The sequence below is a fragment of the Caballeronia sp. LZ008 genome, assembly GCF_031451435.1.
GTDB classification, from domain to species: domain Bacteria; phylum Pseudomonadota; class Gammaproteobacteria; order Burkholderiales; family Burkholderiaceae; genus Caballeronia; species Caballeronia zhejiangensis.
In genome coordinates this window covers 1,874,439-1,890,831 of sequence record NZ_JARUXK010000001.1, presented here as the reverse complement: position 1 = coordinate 1,890,831, position 16,393 = coordinate 1,874,439, and the positions used below count along the sequence as shown (strand labels likewise).

The window sequence follows — 16,393 nt, the reverse complement described above, 5'->3', positions numbered from 1 at the left end:
CGAACGGGAGAGATCAGCTTCCGGACGCCAGATTCAATATACAAGTAACCAAAGAAAGCAGCTTCCGATACGCCCGCGGTCACACGCAATTTGGGTAGTCCTCTCGTCGTTCGTGGGCTGCCTAAAGAGTGCCCTCATCGGCCTATTCGGGCTTGGATCGCGCACGGTCTGCCACATCGCACCACACACCAAACTGGTTCAGCACCAAATAGCTCCAGCCCGCTGCGCGGCCGACCGGTCAAGCGGGTCCGCGCGTGCTTCTCTACTAACGTCTCCATCTCACTGCAATCGCCGCCCTTGGGTTTCCCTTGCAGACCCGGCGGCAGCGCGCAGCGCTGTGCCGAAGCTCTTTCGTGCTGAACCAGTGTCCTCAGCGTTTTCGGGCGGCGGACCGTGCGCGAGCCAAGCCCGATTAGGTGTTTGAGGGCACTCTTTAGGCGAGTGCCGCCTGGGACGAGAGAACTACCCAAATTGCGTGTGACCGCGGGCCGTGACGAGCTGCTTTCTTTGGTCACTTTCTTTGCAGCAGCAAAGAAAGTGACTGCCGCCCCGCACAGGGGCAACGCCAATAGACCGACGCGATCACAGGCTTCCATAGAAGCTCAATCAAACACTACGAGCTTTGACGGCCTGCTCATAGGCCTCACGCGCAACGACGACAGCCGCGCGATCCGACACTTCAGGAACGGCGACTTCCCACCACCATCCACCTTCCTCGGTAGTCCTCGAAGGATCCGTATCGATAGAGATGAGATAACTGCGATCCGCCGCCCGCGCGCGCTTCATCGCGACGATAAGCTCATCGATGCTGGAAACATGCTCCGCCAAAGCCCCGAGCGACCGCGCATGCATCGCGAAATCGATCTCCGGCGCCCCAAGCGCGCCCTGCTTGCAATCATCGATGAGATTGTTGAACGGCGCCCCGCCACAAGCCTGCTGCAAGCGATTGATGCACCCGAACCCGCGATTGTCGAGCAACACCACGATCAACTTCGCGCCGAGCATCACCGACGTAGCGAGCTCGCTATTCATCATCAGATACGAGCCGTCGCCGACAATCACGATCACTTCGCGCTCGGGCCGCGCGAGCTTCACGCCCAGTCCGCCCGCGACTTCATAGCCCATGCACGAATAGCCGTATTCGACGTGATAACCGCCCGGCGCGCTGGTGCGCCAGAGCTTCTGCAAATCCGCGGGCAAAGTGCCCGCAGCACACACGACGATATCGTTGGCTGAAGAAGCATCGTCCGAGCGCTGCACCGCGCCGATCACATCGGCTTCGCGCGGCAGCTTGCCATCCGCGACGGGCGTGTTCGTCACATGCGCCACGGTCTCGCGCCACTCATTCGCAAGCCGATGCGCGCGCGTCGTCCATTGCGGCGATGCGTGCCAGTCGCCGAGCGCTTCGGACAACGCTTCCAGCGCGGCACGCGCATCCGCCTGCACGGCGAGCGCGTTCTGCTTGAGCGCATCGAACGGATTCGCATTGACCGCGACAAGCCGCGCCTGCGTGAATAGCGTGTTCGATCCGGTCGTGAAATCCTGCAGACGCGTGCCGATAGCAAGCACGCAATCGCTCGCATGCGCGAGTTCGTTCGCAGCGGTGCCGCCCGTCACGCCGATACCGCCGACGTTCAACGCATCGTCCCAGGCCAGCGCGCCTTTGCCCGCCTGCGTCTCCGCGACGGGCACGCCATGCCTGTGCGCGAACGTGCGCAACGCATCGGTCGCGAGCCCGTACAGCACGCCGCCACCCGATACGATCAACGGCTCGCGCGCTTCACGCAGCATCGCGGCGGCGCGTTCGATCTCGCGCGGAATCGGTGCCGGCGCATGAAACTCGACGACGCGCGGCTCGAAGAACGAAGCAGGGTAGTCGTACGCCATCGCCTGCACGTCCTGCGGCAACGCGAGCGTGACCGGGCCGCATTGCGCCGCATCGGTGAGCACGCGTATCGCGCGCGGCAATGCGCTCAACAATTGCGCGGGATGCACGATGCGATCGAAGTAACGCGATACCGCCTTCAACGCATCGTTAGCGGAGACGCCGCCATCGTGACCATCCTCCACTTGCTGCAACACCGGATCGGGCGCGCGCGACACGAAGATATCGCCGGGCAACAGCAGTACCGGCAAGCGGTTCACATGCGCGAGCGCGGCCGCCGTCACGAGATTGGTCGCGCCCGGACCGATCGACGTCGTCACCGCCATCATGCGCCGCCGCATATGCGCCTTCGCATACGCGATCGCGCCATGCGCCATCGCCTGCTCGTTGTGCGCGCGATACGTCGGCAATTCATCGCGATGCCGATACAACGCCTCGCCCATACCCGCGACATTGCCATGCCCGAAGATCGCGAACACGCCGCCGAAAAGCGGCTCGCCGTGTTCGGTGCGAAGCGCCGCGAGATAGCGCACGAGCGCTTGCGCGGCGGTCAGTCGAATGGTCGAACTCACTGCAGTCTCCGATTGCGTTGCACGCTGGTTCATGCGGCTTGCTCCTGTGTCACTCGAAGTTCTGCGCCCGAAGACGAACGCGCCTCGCGCCATGCATCGATCAGCGCTTCGAACGTGCGTCGCACGCGCGCGATCAATTCGCGGTCGTCGATCTCATTGGCGAGCCACGCATGACTCGGCTCATGAAAAATCGTGCGCCCGACGGTGAAGCCCTTGCACGTCTTCGAGGATGCCGCCGCTGCGAAGCCTTCACGCAACTGATCGACGCCCGCCGACAATCCCAGCAACACGACGCCACGGCAATACGGATCGCGCTGCGCAATCAGCGCATCGATGGCTTGCCATTGCTTCGCGCTCATCGGTTCGAGCTTCCACCATTCCGGATAGATGCCGAGGTTGTAGAGACGCTTCAACGCACGATGCACCGTGTCGTCTTCAATCGGTGGCCCGTTCTTCGGCACGATCACTTCGAGCAGCAGTTCGTTGCCGCTTTCCTGAACGGCATCGTAGAGCGCGCGCAACTGCGCTTCCTGTTCGAGACGCACGTCATGCGGATGATCGGGGTGATATTGCACGAGACACTTCGCGACCTGCTCGCGCGGCCACTGCACGAGCGTCGTGCCGATGGAGCGGCCATGATCGAATTCGAGCGGCATCGAGCCGGGCAATTCGACCGGCCGGCCGATCCACCAGCCGCGTCCCGTCGCCGCGTTCAACGCATCTTGCCCGTAGCGATCGTCGATCAGCACGCCAATGCGTCCTTCGAGCGCGAGTTCTTTCTCCGTCTGTGCAACGGCTTCGACGAACAGGTTTTTCAACGTCGAGATGCGCGCTTCGCTCGCGCCCGTTTGCTGCGCGAGATCGAAGAACTGATTGCGATGATCGAACGCGAAGCCGAGCACTTCGTCCCATTGCTTGCGCTTGGGACTCACGCGATGCAGACGCGCGAGCTTTGCATCGCGATCGGGGCGGCGCATGCGCGCGGGGTCTTCCTTCGCCGCGGCGAGAAAGTAATCGAGCTCGGCGGGCGTGGGCATCGCGGGCGCGCAGCCGTGACGCGACACGACGAGCGCGCCGCATGCATTGGCCGTTCGCGCGCAGGCATCGAGCGGCTCGTCGCGCAGCCATCCCGACAAGAAGCCTGAAGCGAACGCGTCGCCGGCGCCGAGCACGTTGAGCACTTCCACTTCGACGCCGCCATGAACCGGCGCATCGTCGATGGACGACGGCACCGCGCCTTCGATGATCGAACAGCCGAGCGGCCCGCGCTTCACGACGAGCGTCGCGCTCGTGACCTTACGGACCATCGCGAGCGCATCGATCAGACGGTCCTTGCCGCCCGCGATGCGAAACTCTTCTTCCGTGCCGATGACGAGATCGATCAACGGCAGAATGCGCTGCAAATGCGCAGTGACGCCTTCATTCGCGATGAAGCGCGTCTCGCCATCCGCCTTGCCCGTGAGACCCCACAAGACAGGCCGATAGTCGATGTCGAGAATCGTGCGGACGTCGTTGCTTCGCGCGTAGTCGAGCGCGCGACGGCTCGTGCGGTTCACCTGTTCCGTCGAGAAGTGCGTGCCCGTAATGAGCAGCGCCTTCGATGACGCGATATACGCTTCATCGAAATCGTGTTCGTCGACGGCCATGTCCGCGCAGTTCTCGCGATAGAACACGAGCGGAAACGTGTCGCGGTCTTCGAGGCCGAGCAGCACGAGCGCGGTGAGCCGGTCACGATCGATGCGAACGTGACTCACATCGCAGCCTTCGCGTTCGAGCGTCTCCGTGAGAAAGCGCCCCATGTGATCGTTGCCGACGCGCGCGAGCATCGACGCATTCAGCCCGAGCCGCGCGCAGCCGAACGCGATGTTCGCCGACGAGCCGCCGAGATACTTCGCGAACGTCGATACATCTTCGAGCCGCGCGCCGACATTCTGCGCATAGAGATCGACGGCGAGGCGGCCGAGACACACGATATCGCGCGTGCGATCCCGCGCGAAGCGAGAGGGATTTTGCGTTGGCATGGATTCAATGTCCTCAGATCGTCGCGCCTTCGAGTTCGGTCATCATCTGCTGCATTTCTGCGCCGCCCGCCATCATGTCGAGCACTTCGTTCTTGCTGATGTTGTCCTTGGTGAACGTGCCCATCGAGCGGCCGCGATTGAGCAGCGTGAACGAATCGCCGATCGGATAGGCATGGTGAACGTTGTGCGTGATGAAGATCACCGAGATGCCTTTTTCGCGCGCCTTGTGGATGAGCTTCAACACATTGAAGCTCTGCTTCACGCCGAGCGCGGCGGTCGGTTCGTCGAGGATCAGCACGCGCGCGCCGAAGTGAATCGCGCGGGCAATCGCGAGACATTGCTTCTCGCCGCCGGACATCGTGCCGATCGGCTGATGCGGATCGCGCACATTGATGCCCATTTCGGCGAGCTTGGCGCGCGACGTTTCGGCGGCGAGGTCGAGGTCCATCACGCTGATGCCGAAGCGCTTCTTTTGCGGCTCGCGTCCCATGAAGAAGTTGCGCGCCACCGATAGCAACGGCACGAGCGCGAGATCCTGATACACGGTCGCGATACCGAGATCGAGCGCTTCTTTCGGCGAGTCGAAATGCACGGGGTTGCCATCGACGAGATAGTCGCCGGAAGAGGGCTGATGCACGCCTGCGAGCGTCTTGATGAGTGTCGATTTGCCGGCGCCGTTATCGCCGAGCAGACAATGCACTTCACCGCGTTTGAGCCGCAACGTGACGCCGTTCAGCGCGATCACCTTGCCGAAGAACTTGCTGACGTTTTCGAGCGCGAGGATGTTGTCGTCTTGCATGATCGTTGCTCCTCTCATTGAGCCTGGGACACGCGGCGGCGCACGTAGTGATTGAAGAGCACGGCGATGAGCAGCATCACGCCAAGGAATACGCGGAACCAGTCCGAGCTCACGTTCGTATAAGTGATGCCGATCTGCACGACACCGAAGATCAGGGCACCGAAACATGCGCCGACGACCGATCCGTAACCGCCCGTCAGCAAGGTGCCGCCGATGACCGCCGCGATGATCGCTTCGAATTCCTTCTGCAAGCCGCGATCCGCCGCCGCCGAGCCGATATCGCACACTTGCAGCACGGCGAAGAGGCACGAGCAGAACGCGGTGAGCACGAAGAGCGATATCTTCACGCGCTTCACCGGCACGCCGACGTTCTTCGCGGCATTCGCATCGCCGCCGACCGCGAGAATCCAGTTGCCGTAGCGCGTCTTGGCGAGCACGAACGCGCCGACCGCCGCGAGCGCGAGCCACCAGATGATGACTTTCGGAATGCCCGGCACGAGCGGCTGGCCGCTGTCGAGCAGCTTGCCGATGCCCATGTGCGCGAGCCAGTTGAACAGGCCGTGAAACGCGACGCCATGAAAGAGCGTGTCGGCGATGGGATCGGCCTGGGCGAGATCGCCGACGCCCGAGATGATGGTGCGGTCCGCGAACATGATCGACAGCGCGAGCGTGAGGCCGCGCAGAATGAACAGGAACGCGAGCGTGACGATGAACGACGGCAGGCGCGTGCGCATGACGAGATAGCCATTCAATGCGCCGAGCAGCATCGACATGACGAACGCGAAGAGAATCGAAAGGGATAGCGGCCAATGAAAATAGACCGCCGGCAACGCGACCATCATGCCAGCGAAGCCGATCATCGAGCCGATGGACAAGTCGAACTCGCCCGCGATCATGAGCAGACACGCGCCGACCGCGAGCAGGCCGAGATAGGCGGCCACTTGCGACCAGTTCATCACGCCGTCGAGGTTGAACATGCCCGACGATCCCGCGCCGAAGCCGAACACGATGAAGACGAGCACGGTGCCGGAAATGGCCGCGAACTCCGGGCGATTCAGCAAATGACCGAACCACGACGTGTGGCGTACGCGCTCATCCGAGGGCTTGGCCTGGTCAGGTGTTTCAGCGTTGTCCTGCTGACGGTTCACGTGAGGAGGGTAGTGTTTGCCGGCTACGCCCATGATGGCTCCTTGAGACTCGATGTCGATGCGGTACCGATGCGCGCGTCGCCGCCGCGTCCGCGAACGGACGCAGCAAGGCGCGCTGAACGTCGATAAAAGCGGGCGGTGCGCGAAGCGCCGCCCGAATCAGGTCACGCCGGGATCAACGATATTGACCCGCGTACTTCACGACCTTGTCGAGATTTTCTTTGGTGATGAAACCCGGGCCCGAACGAATGTTCTTCGGTCCGTACGACGGCTGCAATCCGTAGGTTTCGAGGCGCGCCTTGAACTTCGGATTGGCTTCGAGAAGCTGACGGATCTTCGCCGGATCGGTCGTATGTTCCTTCTTCACGATCGCGAGCACGGCCACCGGGATATAGCCTTGCAGATACGGCTGCTGATCGATCGCGAACTTGATCGTGCCGTCCTTGATGGCCTTCGCGATGTCGTCCGAGAAGTCGAAAGTCACGAAATACACCTTGTTTTGCAGGCCCATTTGCGTGACGGCCTTGAGCGTCGCGGATGCGGGCGTCGGTCCGAGCGTGAGGATCGCGCCCGTATCCGGATGATTGCGCAGATACGCCGATACCTTCGACTGGATCTCGGTCGGGTCTTGTCCCGAATCGATCGTCGATGCCTTGTAGTCGATGCCGAGTGCGTCCGCGAAGCCCTTGCAGCGATCGAACGACACCGTGTTCGTCGCGATGTGATTCACGCAGACGAACGACTTCACGCCCGCGGCCTTCGCCTTCTCGCCGGCCGCCTTGCCCGCCACATATTCCGGCTGGCCGACGTGCATGATCGCGCCCAGTTGCGCGCTCTGTTCCTCGGTGCCCGAGTTGATCGTGACGAGCGGAATCTTCTTCGCCGTGACCTTGTTGATGGCGCTCTTCAGCACATCGAAATCGGCGATGGTCGTGATGACGCCATCGTAGTTGCGCGCGGCGGCCTGCTCGATCAGGCGCGACATGTCCGCGATGTCGCCGTTCGGCGGATTGCGGTAGTCCGTCTGCACGTTGAAGTCTTCGTCGGCCTGCTTGATCGCGTTCTTGATGGTGTTCCACCAGGAATCCGAGTCCGGCGCGTGGCTGATCAGCACGAACTTCGCGTCGGGCGCCGCGTGTGCGGGACTCGCCGCCATCATCGATGCGCTGCACAACGCAGCAGCAGCCACCAGCGCGCGCAGCGCGGCCCGACCGTTGCAAATGGTCATTGTCTCCACCTATCTCGGTTGTTGTTTGGTGTGATGTTTCGCGAGCCGACCCTTCGATGTGCCGTGCTCAGGACCAAGAGTAGGTCAGTTTTCGGTGGCCTGCAATAGAAATTTCATTGGTGCGGCAAATGGAAAATACATTCCAATTTGCTTGCCGTGTTCCTATAATCGGTTCACGACGAACATCGAAAGAGCCTGTGATGGATGAGACCAGCACCGACGTGCAAAGCGTCGACGAACTGATGCAGCGGATCACCGACGCCTACGACTCGCTGCCGCGCCAGTTGAAGAGCGTCGCGACGTATATCGAGCAGCATCGGCCAAGCGTGATGATGGATCGCACGAGCGATATCGCCAACGCGTGCGGCGTGCATGCGTCGGCGGTCGTGCGGTTTGCGCAGCGCTTCGGTTTCTCCGGTTTCTCCGACTTGCAGGCCGTGTTCCGGCAGGCGTACACGGGCGCGGGCGGTTCGCAGCAGACGTATCAGCAGCGCATACGCAAGCTCATCGACGAGAAGGCGGGCGATGCGTCCGGCGTGTCGGTCGCGCGCGAGTTCATCGCGGCGAGCCGCACGGGTCTCGACGAGCTCGAAGCCGGTCTCGACGACGCGCAGTTCGAAGCCGCCGTCGAGATGCTTTCGCAGGCGGAGAACATCTACGTGATCGGCGTGCGCCGGTCGTTCGCGGTCGCGAGCTACATCGTCTATGCATTGCAGCACACGAAGAAGCGCGTGCATCTGATCTCGGGCTTCGGCGGCATGTTTCGCGAACAGGTGCGCAGCGTGAAGAAGGGAGACGTGGTGATCGCGATCAGCTTCGCGCCCTACGGCAAGGAGACGCAATATTGCGTGCGCGCCGCGCAGCATCACGGCGCGGCGACGCTCGTCATCACCGATAGCCAGCTTTCGCCGCTCGCGCGTCACGCGAGCGCGAGTCTGTTCGTGAAGGAGGGCAGCGCGTTCGCGTTTCGCTCGCTCACGAGCACCATTTGCCTGTGCCAGGCGTTGTTCATCGCGCTCGCGTACCGGCTCGAGTTGAACGTTGAGGAATCCAAGGAGACAGGTGGCTATGACGATTGATGTGGCGGTGTTTGGGGCGGGGCGCATCGGCAAGATTCACGCGGCCAATCTCGCGCGGCAACCGGGCGTGCGTCTGAAATACGTCGTCGATGTGAATCGCGACGCGGCCGCCGCGCTCGCGAAAGCGCATGGCGCGACCGTCGCCGATGTCGATGGCGCGATGGGCGATGCCTCCGTCGGCGCGACCGTCGTGTGTTCGAGCACGGATACGCACGCGGATCTGATTCTGGCGTCGGCGGCGCAGAAGAAGCATGTGTTCTGCGAGAAGCCCGTCGATCTCACGACCGAGCGTGCGCGCGCGTGCGCCGATGCTGTCGAGAAGGCGGGCGTCGTCTGCATGATCGGCTTTCAGCGTCGCTTCGATCCGACGTTCTCGGCGTTGAAGGCGCGTATCGACGCGGGCGAGATCGGCGATCCGGAAATGCTGATCGTGACGAGCCGCGATCCGGGCGCGCCGCCGGTCGAGTACATCTTGCATTCGGGCGGCATCTTCAAGGACATGCTGATTCACGACTTCGACATCTTCCGCTGGATTCTCGACGACGAAGCCGACACGCTGCACGCGACGGGCAGTTGCTTGAGCGATGCGGCCATCGCCGAAGCGGGCGATATCGATTCGACCGCGGTCACGATCCGCACGAAGCGCGGGCGTCTGTGCCAGATCAATACGGCGCGGCGCGCGGCGTATGGCTACGATCAGCGCTTCGAGCTGCTCGGCAGCGCGGGCATGCTGCAGGCGGGCAATGTGCGGCCGACGGAAGTCACCGCGTACACGTCGGCGTCGGTGTCGAGCGACAAGCCCGAGGCGTTCTTTCTCGAACGTTATCGCGCGGCGTATGCGGCGGAAATCGCGCATTTCTTCGATGCGGTCAGCAACGGCAAACCGGTGCGAACCACCGTCGCCGATGGCCTCAAGGCGCTCGAACTCGCCGAAGCGGCGACCTTGTCGTGGCGCGAGAAGCGCATCGTCAAGCTCGGGGAGAACGTCGCATGAGCGCGGTGCGCTTCGGTATCGCCGGACTGGGGCGGCTCGGGCGCCGGCATGCTGAGAATCTCGCGTGGCGCGTGCCGGGCGCGAAACTCGTCGCGGCGTGCAGTCCGGTTGTGGACGAGCGCGAGTGGGCTTCGTCGAGTCTTCCCGAGTTGTCGCTTTATGCGGATTACGATGAACTGCTCGCCGATGCCTCCGTCGATGCCGTGTGGCTCGTCACGCCGACGTCGCTGCATGCGCGGCAGATCATCGCCGCGTTGCGCGCGGGCAAGCATGTGTTCTGCGAGAAGCCGCTGTCGCTCGATCTCGCCGAATGCGACGCGGTGATCGAAGAGCACGCGCGGCATCCGCATCTGCATGTGATGATCGGCTTCGTGCGGCGCTTCGATGCGAGCTATCGCGATGCGTTCGATCGCGTCGCGAGCGGCGCGATCGGCCGGCCGTTCATGGTGCGCTCGCAGACCTGCGACAAGAACGATCCCGATGGCTTCTTCGTGCGATTCGCGCCGACATCGGGCGGGCTGTTTCTCGATTGCAGCGTGCACGACATCGATCTTGCGCGCTGGCTGCTCGGCAATCCGCGCGCGAAACGCGTGTATGCGAGCGGAACCATCGCGATTCACGAAGGCTTGCGCGAGTGCAATGACATCGACAATGGCGTGGGCACGATCGAGTTCGATGACGGACGGCTCGCGGTGCTGTATGCGTCGCGGACGATGGCGCATGGGCACGACACGCAGACGGAAGTGATCGGCACGGCGGGCGCGCTGTCGGTGGGACGCAATCCGCGGGCGAATCGCGTGGAAATCGCGGATGCGCAGGGCGTGCGCAATGCCTGCACGCCGACGTTCTTCGAGCGCTTCGAGGATGCGTTTTTGCGCGAGGCGCAGGCGTTCGTCGGGTTGCTTCGGCAAGGGCAGCCGACGGGGCTGACGCTCGACGATGCAAGAGAGGCGACGCGCATTGGTATTGCGATGCGGCAGGCCTATGAGAGTGGGCGGGCGGTGGAGTTTTGACCTCTGCGTTAAAATCGAACCTTCACGAGCGCTCCCCTCACCGGCAAACAAAGGTTCAATCGCGATGGAAGTTCACAAGGAAGTCGACGCGCGCGGGCTCAACTGCCCGTTGCCGATTTTGCGGGCAAAGAAGGCGCTCGCCGACATGACGAGCGGTCAGATTTTGAAAGTGCTCGCGACCGATCCGGGATCGCAACGCGATTTCGCGGCCTTCGCGAAGCAGACCGGCAACGAGATCGTCGAATCGACCGCACAGGACAAGACGTTCATCTTCCTGATGCGCCGGCGTTGAAGCCAACGAACGCACGAGCAAACGCCCAAAAGCAAAATGCCCGTCACGGAGGTGACGGGCATTTTTTTCAGCAGATCCGGCCAGAAAGTCAGTCTTCGAGAATCGGCGCGCGATTGCGCAGATATTCCTCGAATTCCTGCTTCACTTCCGGATGACGCAGCGCGAACTCGACCGTCGCCTTCAGATAGCCGAGCTTGCTGCCGCAATCGAAGCGCGTGCCCTGATACTTGTACGCGAGCACTTGCTCATCCGACAGCAGCGATTGAATCGCGTCCGTCAGTTGCAGTTCTCCGCCCGCGCCCGGCTTCAGCGCGCGAATGTGATCGAAGATGCGCGGCTTCAGCACGTACCGGCCGACTACGCCCAGGTTCGACGGCGCCACGGCGGGTTCCGGCTTTTCGACGATTCCCGACAGCTTGAAGATGTTGTCTTCCCATTCCTTGCCGTCGATGATGCCGTAGGACTTCGAATCCTCCGGCGGGATTTCTTCGACGCCGATCACCGAGCTGTGATAGTGATCGAAGACTTCGATCATCTGCGACATGACGGGCGGCTTGCCGTACAGCAAGTCGTCCGCGAGGATCACGGCGAACGGATTGTCGCCGACGAGCTTCTCCGCGCAGAGCACAGCGTGGCCGAGACCGAGCGCTTCGGCCTGACGCACGTAGAAGCAGTCGACATGGCTCGGCTTGATGCTGCGCACGAGTTCGAGCAGCTTGTCCTTGCCGCGCGCTTCGAGTTCCGCTTCGATCTCATAGGACTTGTCGAAGTGATCTTCGATGGCGCGCTTGCTGCGTCCCGTCACGAAGATCATTTCGGTAATGCCGGCCGCCATTGCTTCTTCGACCGCGTACTGAATCAGCGGCTTGTCGACGACAGGCAGCATTTCCTTCGGGCTGGCCTTGGTCGCGGGAAGGAACCGCGTGCCCAGACCTGCGACGGGGAAAACCGCTTTGGTAACTTTTAGCATGTGATGACCCTGATCCTCTTAATCAATGAAACGTCGAGACAGACGGAGCGGATCGATAAATGATTCGAACCCTCAAATTCAAGCAGGCAGACGCAATAATTGGGCCTGAAGCTTCTCGATAGTGGTTCCGTATTCTGCCAGCCTTTTACGCTCCTGTTCAACGACAGCGGCCGGCGCTTTTGAAACAAAGCTTTCGTTTCCGAGTTTCGCGTTACATTTTGCGATCTCGGCCGTCAGACGGTCCACTTCCTTGGTCAGGCGCTCGCGTTCCGCGGCGATATCGATTTCGACTTTCAACACGAGCTTGCTCGTGCCGACGATCGCGACGGGCGCGCCATGAGCTTCCTTGTCGAGGGCGGCTTCGTCGTCGATGATCTTCACTTCGGAAAGACGCGCGAGGGCAGCGATATACGGTGCGAACGCGGTGAGGCGCGCCGCGTCGCCGTGCGCGAGCAACGGCACCTTCACCGCGGGCGACAGATTCATTTCGCCACGTAGATTACGACATGCATCGATGACACTCTTCAGTTCGGCAGCCCACTGTTCTGACGATTCATCGATCTTTTTCTGCTCGGCGCGCGGATAAGGCTGCGTCATGATCGAGACTTCGCCTTCCTTCGCGCCTTGCGGGAAGGCGTCGGTGAGAGGGGCAACCTTCTGCCACAACGCTTCCGTGATGAAAGGAATGATCGGATGCGCGAGGCGCAGCACCGTTTCGAGCACACGCAAGAGCGTGCGACGCGTCGCCCTCTGCTGCTCGGGCGTGCCGGTCTGGATCTGCACCTTCGCGAGTTCGAGATACCAGTCGCAGTACTCGTCCCACACGAATTTGTAGATCGCGCTCGCGACGTTGTCGAAACGATAGTCCGCGAAACCCTTTTCCACTTCGGCTTCCACGCGCTGAAGCAGCGACACGATCCAGCGATCCGCCTGCGAGTAATCCGTGTAGCCGCCAGGGCCGCAATCGCCTGGCTTGCACGCGCCCGGATTCGCAAAACCGCAATCGTGGCCCTCGCAGTTCATCAGCACGAAACGCGTGGCGTTCCAGAGCTTGTTGCAGAAGTTGCGATAACCCTCGCAGCGCGCGAGATCGAAGTTCACGTTGCGGCCGAGGGTGGCCATCGAGGCCATCGTGAAGCGCAGCGCGTCGGTGCCGAACGACGGAATGCCTTCGGGGAATTCCTTGCGCGTCTTCTTCTCGATCTGCGCGGCGGCCTTCGGATTCATGAGGCCGGTCGTGCGCTTGGCGACGAGCGATTCGAGGTCGATGCCATCGACGATATCGATCGGGTCGAGCGTGTTGCCCTTGCTCTTCGACATCTTCTGGCCTTCGGCGTCGCGCACGAGTCCGTGCACATAGACGGTGTCGAACGGCACCTTGCCGGTGAAATGCGTGGTCATCATCACCATTCTGGCGACCCAGAAGAAGATGATGTCGAAGCCTGTCACGAGCACCGACGACGGCAGGAACGCCTTCAGTTCCTTCGTCTCGTTCGGCCAGCCGAGCGACGAAAACGGCACGAGCGCGGACGAGAACCAGGTGTCGAGCACGTCTTCATCGCGCTTGAGTGCGCCTTTGTAGCCTTGCGCGTCGGCTTCGGCGCGGGCTTCTTCTTCGGTCTTCGCGACGAAAATCTCGCCGTTCTCGCCGTACCACGCGGGAATCTGATGGCCCCACCACAACTGGCGCGAAATGCACCAGTCCTGGATGTTTTCGAGCCACTGATAGTAGGTGGTCGTCCAGTTCTCCGGCACGAACTTGATCTGGCCGTTGCGCACGACATCGAGCGACGTTTCCGTGATCGACTTGCCCGGATTGAACGTGCCTTCGGGCGCCGGCTTGCTCATGGCGACGAACCACTGGTCCGTCAGCATCGGTTCGATGACCACGTTGGTGCGGTCGCCGCGCGGCACCATCAGCTTGTGCGGCTTGACGGATTCGAGCAGGCCGAGCGCTTCGAGATCTTTCACGACGGCTTTGCGCGCGTCGAAGCGATCCATGCCGCGATATTTTTCAGGCGCGTTGTCGTTGATCTTCGCGTCGAGCGTGAGAATTTCGATCTGCGGCAGCTTGTGGCGCTGGCCGACGGCGTAGTCGTTGAAGTCGTGCGCGGGCGTGACTTTGACGACGCCGGTGCCGAATTCGCGATCGACGTATTCATCCGCGATGATCGGGATTTCGCGATCGCATAGCGGCAACGTCACCGTCTTGCCGATCAGATGCTGATAACGCTCGTCTTCCGGATGCACCATCACGGCGGTGTCGCCCAGCATGGTTTCCGGGCGCGTGGTCGCGACCGTCAGATGACCGGAACCGTCCGGCAGCGGATAGTTGATGTGCCACAGGCTGCCGTTTTCTTCTTCGCTCACGACTTCGAGATCGGACACGGCGGTGCCGAGCACCGGGTCCCAGTTCACGAGCCGCTTGCCGCGATAGATCAGCCCTTGTTTATAGAGCGTGACGAACACGTCGCGCACGGCGGCCGACATCTTGTCGTCCATCGTGAAGTATTCGCGCGACCAGTCGATCGATGCGCCCAGACGCCGAACCTGATTCGTGATGGTCGAGCCGGATTGCTGCTTCCACGCCCAGACGCGCTTCAGAAACTCTTCGCGGCCGAGGTCATGGCGCGAGATGCCTTGCGCATCGAGCTGGCGTTCGACGACGATCTGCGTCGCGATGCCCGCGTGGTCCGTGCCCGGCACCCACAGCGTGTTTTCGCCCAGCATGCGGTGATAGCGCGTCAGGCCATCCATGATGGTCTGGTTGAACGCGTGCCCCATGTGCAGCGTGCCGGTGACGTTCGGCGGCGGCAACTGGATGGAGAAATTCTTCGCGCCTTCCTTGAACGTGGGAGCGGCGTATCCGCGCTTTTCCCATTCCGGGCCCCATTGGGACTCGATGTTTTGAGGCTCGAAGCTTTTTGCCAGTGTGTTGTCGCTCATGTCGTCGTTCGTCTAGATCTGAAAGCAGGGAATCCGTCAATTATAGCGGTGCCCACGTGGCCTACTCGTACGGTGCCCGAGTGCCCCGTAAGAGCGATATCTGGAAGTAATTGTCAAAAGCGCGCTCTGTCCCTGTATCGCAAAAAGCCATGGTTCTACGCTGGCGGATTCGCACGCGTGCATCCGGCACGAGTGGCGCAAGAGAAAGGGGCGAGATGACCACAGATCAGGAGTGTCAGAAGGTTAGCGTCGCGGGCATGGTCCGCTTGCAGACTTTGGCAGCGTTGAATAGTTGCGGCTATATCGACGATAAAACGGCCCTGCGGGTGCTAGAGTCGATGGACCAGATGTCGGAGATCGACCTGCGCTTCGATTCCTCGCGCGCGATGCTCGACTGGCTCATTCAAGAAGGTTTCCTGGATGAGCAAGCGGCGGAAGCGGCGGCGGTCCGTTTCGTGGAAACGCTGGAGACGGACAAGGCGCCCGAGGACTTGTTGCAGTACGAGTCGGTCGTCGGGCAGATCGACCCGCGTTTCCGGGCGCCATTCGCGGCGTTCGCCGCGCGCACGCGCAAGAAGGTGAAACGTCGCATGATCGGATGCGCATCGGCGTTTTGCGTGATCTTCGCGGCGGTCGGGGCCTACACCCTCTGGTCGGCAAGCACGCCATCCTGCGCGGCAACCAGCACGAAGGACGCGCTGTTCCGGATCGGCGTCCAATCGAAGACCGATCTCGCCACGAAGCGTCCGGGCCTGTCGCTGAACGATGACCGCGATTTGACGCCACGATTTTCGGATTTCCAGGAAGTGGGCTACGACGATGGCGACAGATCGCGCGGTTGCACAGCGGTCATCAAAGCGGGGGAGGCGACGAGCCCCATAGGCTACGTGATCCGGCCCAGGGAAAAGAATGGTGAGTTCGAAGTGCACACCTATCCGTACGAATACGTCGCCGCGCGCTACAACGAGGCCGGGCTGAACAAGGCGCTGGGCGCCCCGCTCGGCCGCGACGCGATTCGCGCAGCGGTCATCGCGGGAATCAAGGGAATCGACGATCGCGTGGGCAGACGGTCGCCGTCGTATCACAAACCGGTGTACGGGGAAGATGTGCCGAGGACGATGGAAGCGAGGGTCATCGGCGTGCTTCCGGCAGCGGATTGCCGCAGGATCGATGACCATTCCTACGCATGTCCGGTTTTGGTCGACTATAAGGACGATCTGTTGAGCGTTATCGGTGCGATGCCATACGTGCAGCTCAAGGGCGAATTCGTGTTCGAGCGGGATCGGGACGCCTGGAAAGTGGCGAATGGCTTCGATGACAAATTTCTGAACACGCTTGTGAACGGACGTGTGCGAAATACGCTAGGCGCGGACGCGGCCCAGAAAATGCAACAATCCATGGAAAGTAGGCCGTCTGCGCCGTAATCGAGTGTCGGCTGCGATGGGC

General features: G+C 61.9%; 12 protein-coding genes. 5 read left to right on the top strand and 7 right to left on the bottom strand.

The genetic code is table 11. The features are described 5' to 3' along the window. Nucleotides 1-606 precede the first annotated feature (606 nt). The 5 genes from iolD to QCE49_RS08800 form a co-directional block, all read right to left on the bottom strand. Nucleotides 607-2,490 (bottom strand): 3D-(3,5/4)-trihydroxycyclohexane-1,2-dione acylhydrolase (decyclizing), encoded by a 1,884-nt coding sequence (gene iolD, locus QCE49_RS08820; RefSeq protein WP_250458365.1) that lies wholly within the window; start codon nt 2,488-2,490, stop codon nt 607-609. Further along, nucleotides 2,487-4,478, bottom strand: a complete 1,992-nt coding sequence (iolC, locus tag QCE49_RS08815) for a bifunctional 5-dehydro-2-deoxygluconokinase/5-dehydro-2-deoxyphosphogluconate aldolase (protein ID WP_309805895.1) — start codon at nt 4,476-4,478, stop codon at nt 2,487-2,489. The genes iolD and iolC overlap by 4 nt, the downstream gene beginning before the upstream one ends. Nucleotides 4,479-4,491: 13 nt before the next feature. Next, nucleotides 4,492-5,277: an ATP-binding cassette domain-containing protein gene (locus tag QCE49_RS08810; protein ID WP_008341966.1), complete on the bottom strand. Its 786-nt coding sequence runs from the start codon at nt 5,275-5,277 to the stop codon at nt 4,492-4,494. Between the two features lie 14 nt (nt 5,278-5,291). Continuing rightward, nucleotides 5,292-6,458 carry an ABC transporter permease gene (locus QCE49_RS08805; protein WP_034473017.1) on the bottom strand — a complete coding sequence of 389 codons (1,167 nt, stop codon included), beginning with the start codon at nt 6,456-6,458 and terminating at the stop codon, nt 5,292-5,294. A 142-nt stretch (nt 6,459-6,600) separates the two neighbouring features. Further along, nucleotides 6,601-7,653: a sugar ABC transporter substrate-binding protein gene (locus QCE49_RS08800; protein ID WP_008341961.1), complete on the bottom strand. Its 1,053-nt coding sequence runs from the start codon at nt 7,651-7,653 to the stop codon at nt 6,601-6,603. Between the two features lie 200 nt (nt 7,654-7,853). On the opposite strand from QCE49_RS08800, the gene QCE49_RS08795 reads away from it, so the two are divergent. The 4 genes from QCE49_RS08795 (at nt 7,854) to QCE49_RS08780 (ending at nt 11,031) form a co-directional block, all read left to right on the top strand. Then, on the top strand, nt 7,854-8,732 hold the full coding sequence (locus tag QCE49_RS08795) for a MurR/RpiR family transcriptional regulator (protein WP_008341959.1): 879 nt from the start codon (nt 7,854-7,856) through the stop codon (nt 8,730-8,732). After that, nucleotides 8,722-9,726, top strand: coding sequence for an inositol 2-dehydrogenase (gene iolG, locus QCE49_RS08790; RefSeq protein WP_008341957.1), 1,005 nt, complete (start codon nt 8,722-8,724; stop codon nt 9,724-9,726). The genes QCE49_RS08795 and iolG overlap by 11 nt, the downstream gene beginning before the upstream one ends. Beyond that, entirely contained in the window at nt 9,723-10,739 is a 1,017-nt protein-coding gene (locus tag QCE49_RS08785; RefSeq protein WP_244807450.1) for a Gfo/Idh/MocA family oxidoreductase, read from the top strand. The genes iolG and QCE49_RS08785 overlap by 4 nt, the downstream gene beginning before the upstream one ends. 64 nt (nt 10,740-10,803) lie before the next feature. Then, the gene (locus QCE49_RS08780; protein ID WP_008341954.1) at nt 10,804-11,031 is read left to right on the top strand and encodes a sulfurtransferase TusA family protein; all 228 of its coding nucleotides are present in this window, start codon (nt 10,804-10,806) and stop codon (nt 11,029-11,031) included. A gap of 88 nt (nt 11,032-11,119) precedes the next feature. Here QCE49_RS08780 and galU read toward each other — a convergent pair whose 3' ends face one another. Then, nucleotides 11,120-12,001, bottom strand: coding sequence for a UTP--glucose-1-phosphate uridylyltransferase GalU (gene galU / locus QCE49_RS08775; protein WP_008341953.1), 882 nt, complete (start codon nt 11,999-12,001; stop codon nt 11,120-11,122). A gap of 78 nt (nt 12,002-12,079) precedes the next feature. Next, the gene (locus QCE49_RS08770) at nt 12,080-14,947 is read right to left on the bottom strand and encodes a valine--tRNA ligase (RefSeq protein ID WP_008341952.1); all 2,868 of its coding nucleotides are present in this window, start codon (nt 14,945-14,947) and stop codon (nt 12,080-12,082) included. A gap of 215 nt (nt 14,948-15,162) precedes the next feature. On the opposite strand from QCE49_RS08770, the gene QCE49_RS08765 reads away from it, so the two are divergent. After that, the gene (locus QCE49_RS08765; RefSeq protein WP_250458363.1) at nt 15,163-16,371 is read left to right on the top strand and encodes a hypothetical protein; all 1,209 of its coding nucleotides are present in this window, start codon (nt 15,163-15,165) and stop codon (nt 16,369-16,371) included. The last annotated feature ends 22 nt before the right edge of the window (nt 16,372-16,393 follow it).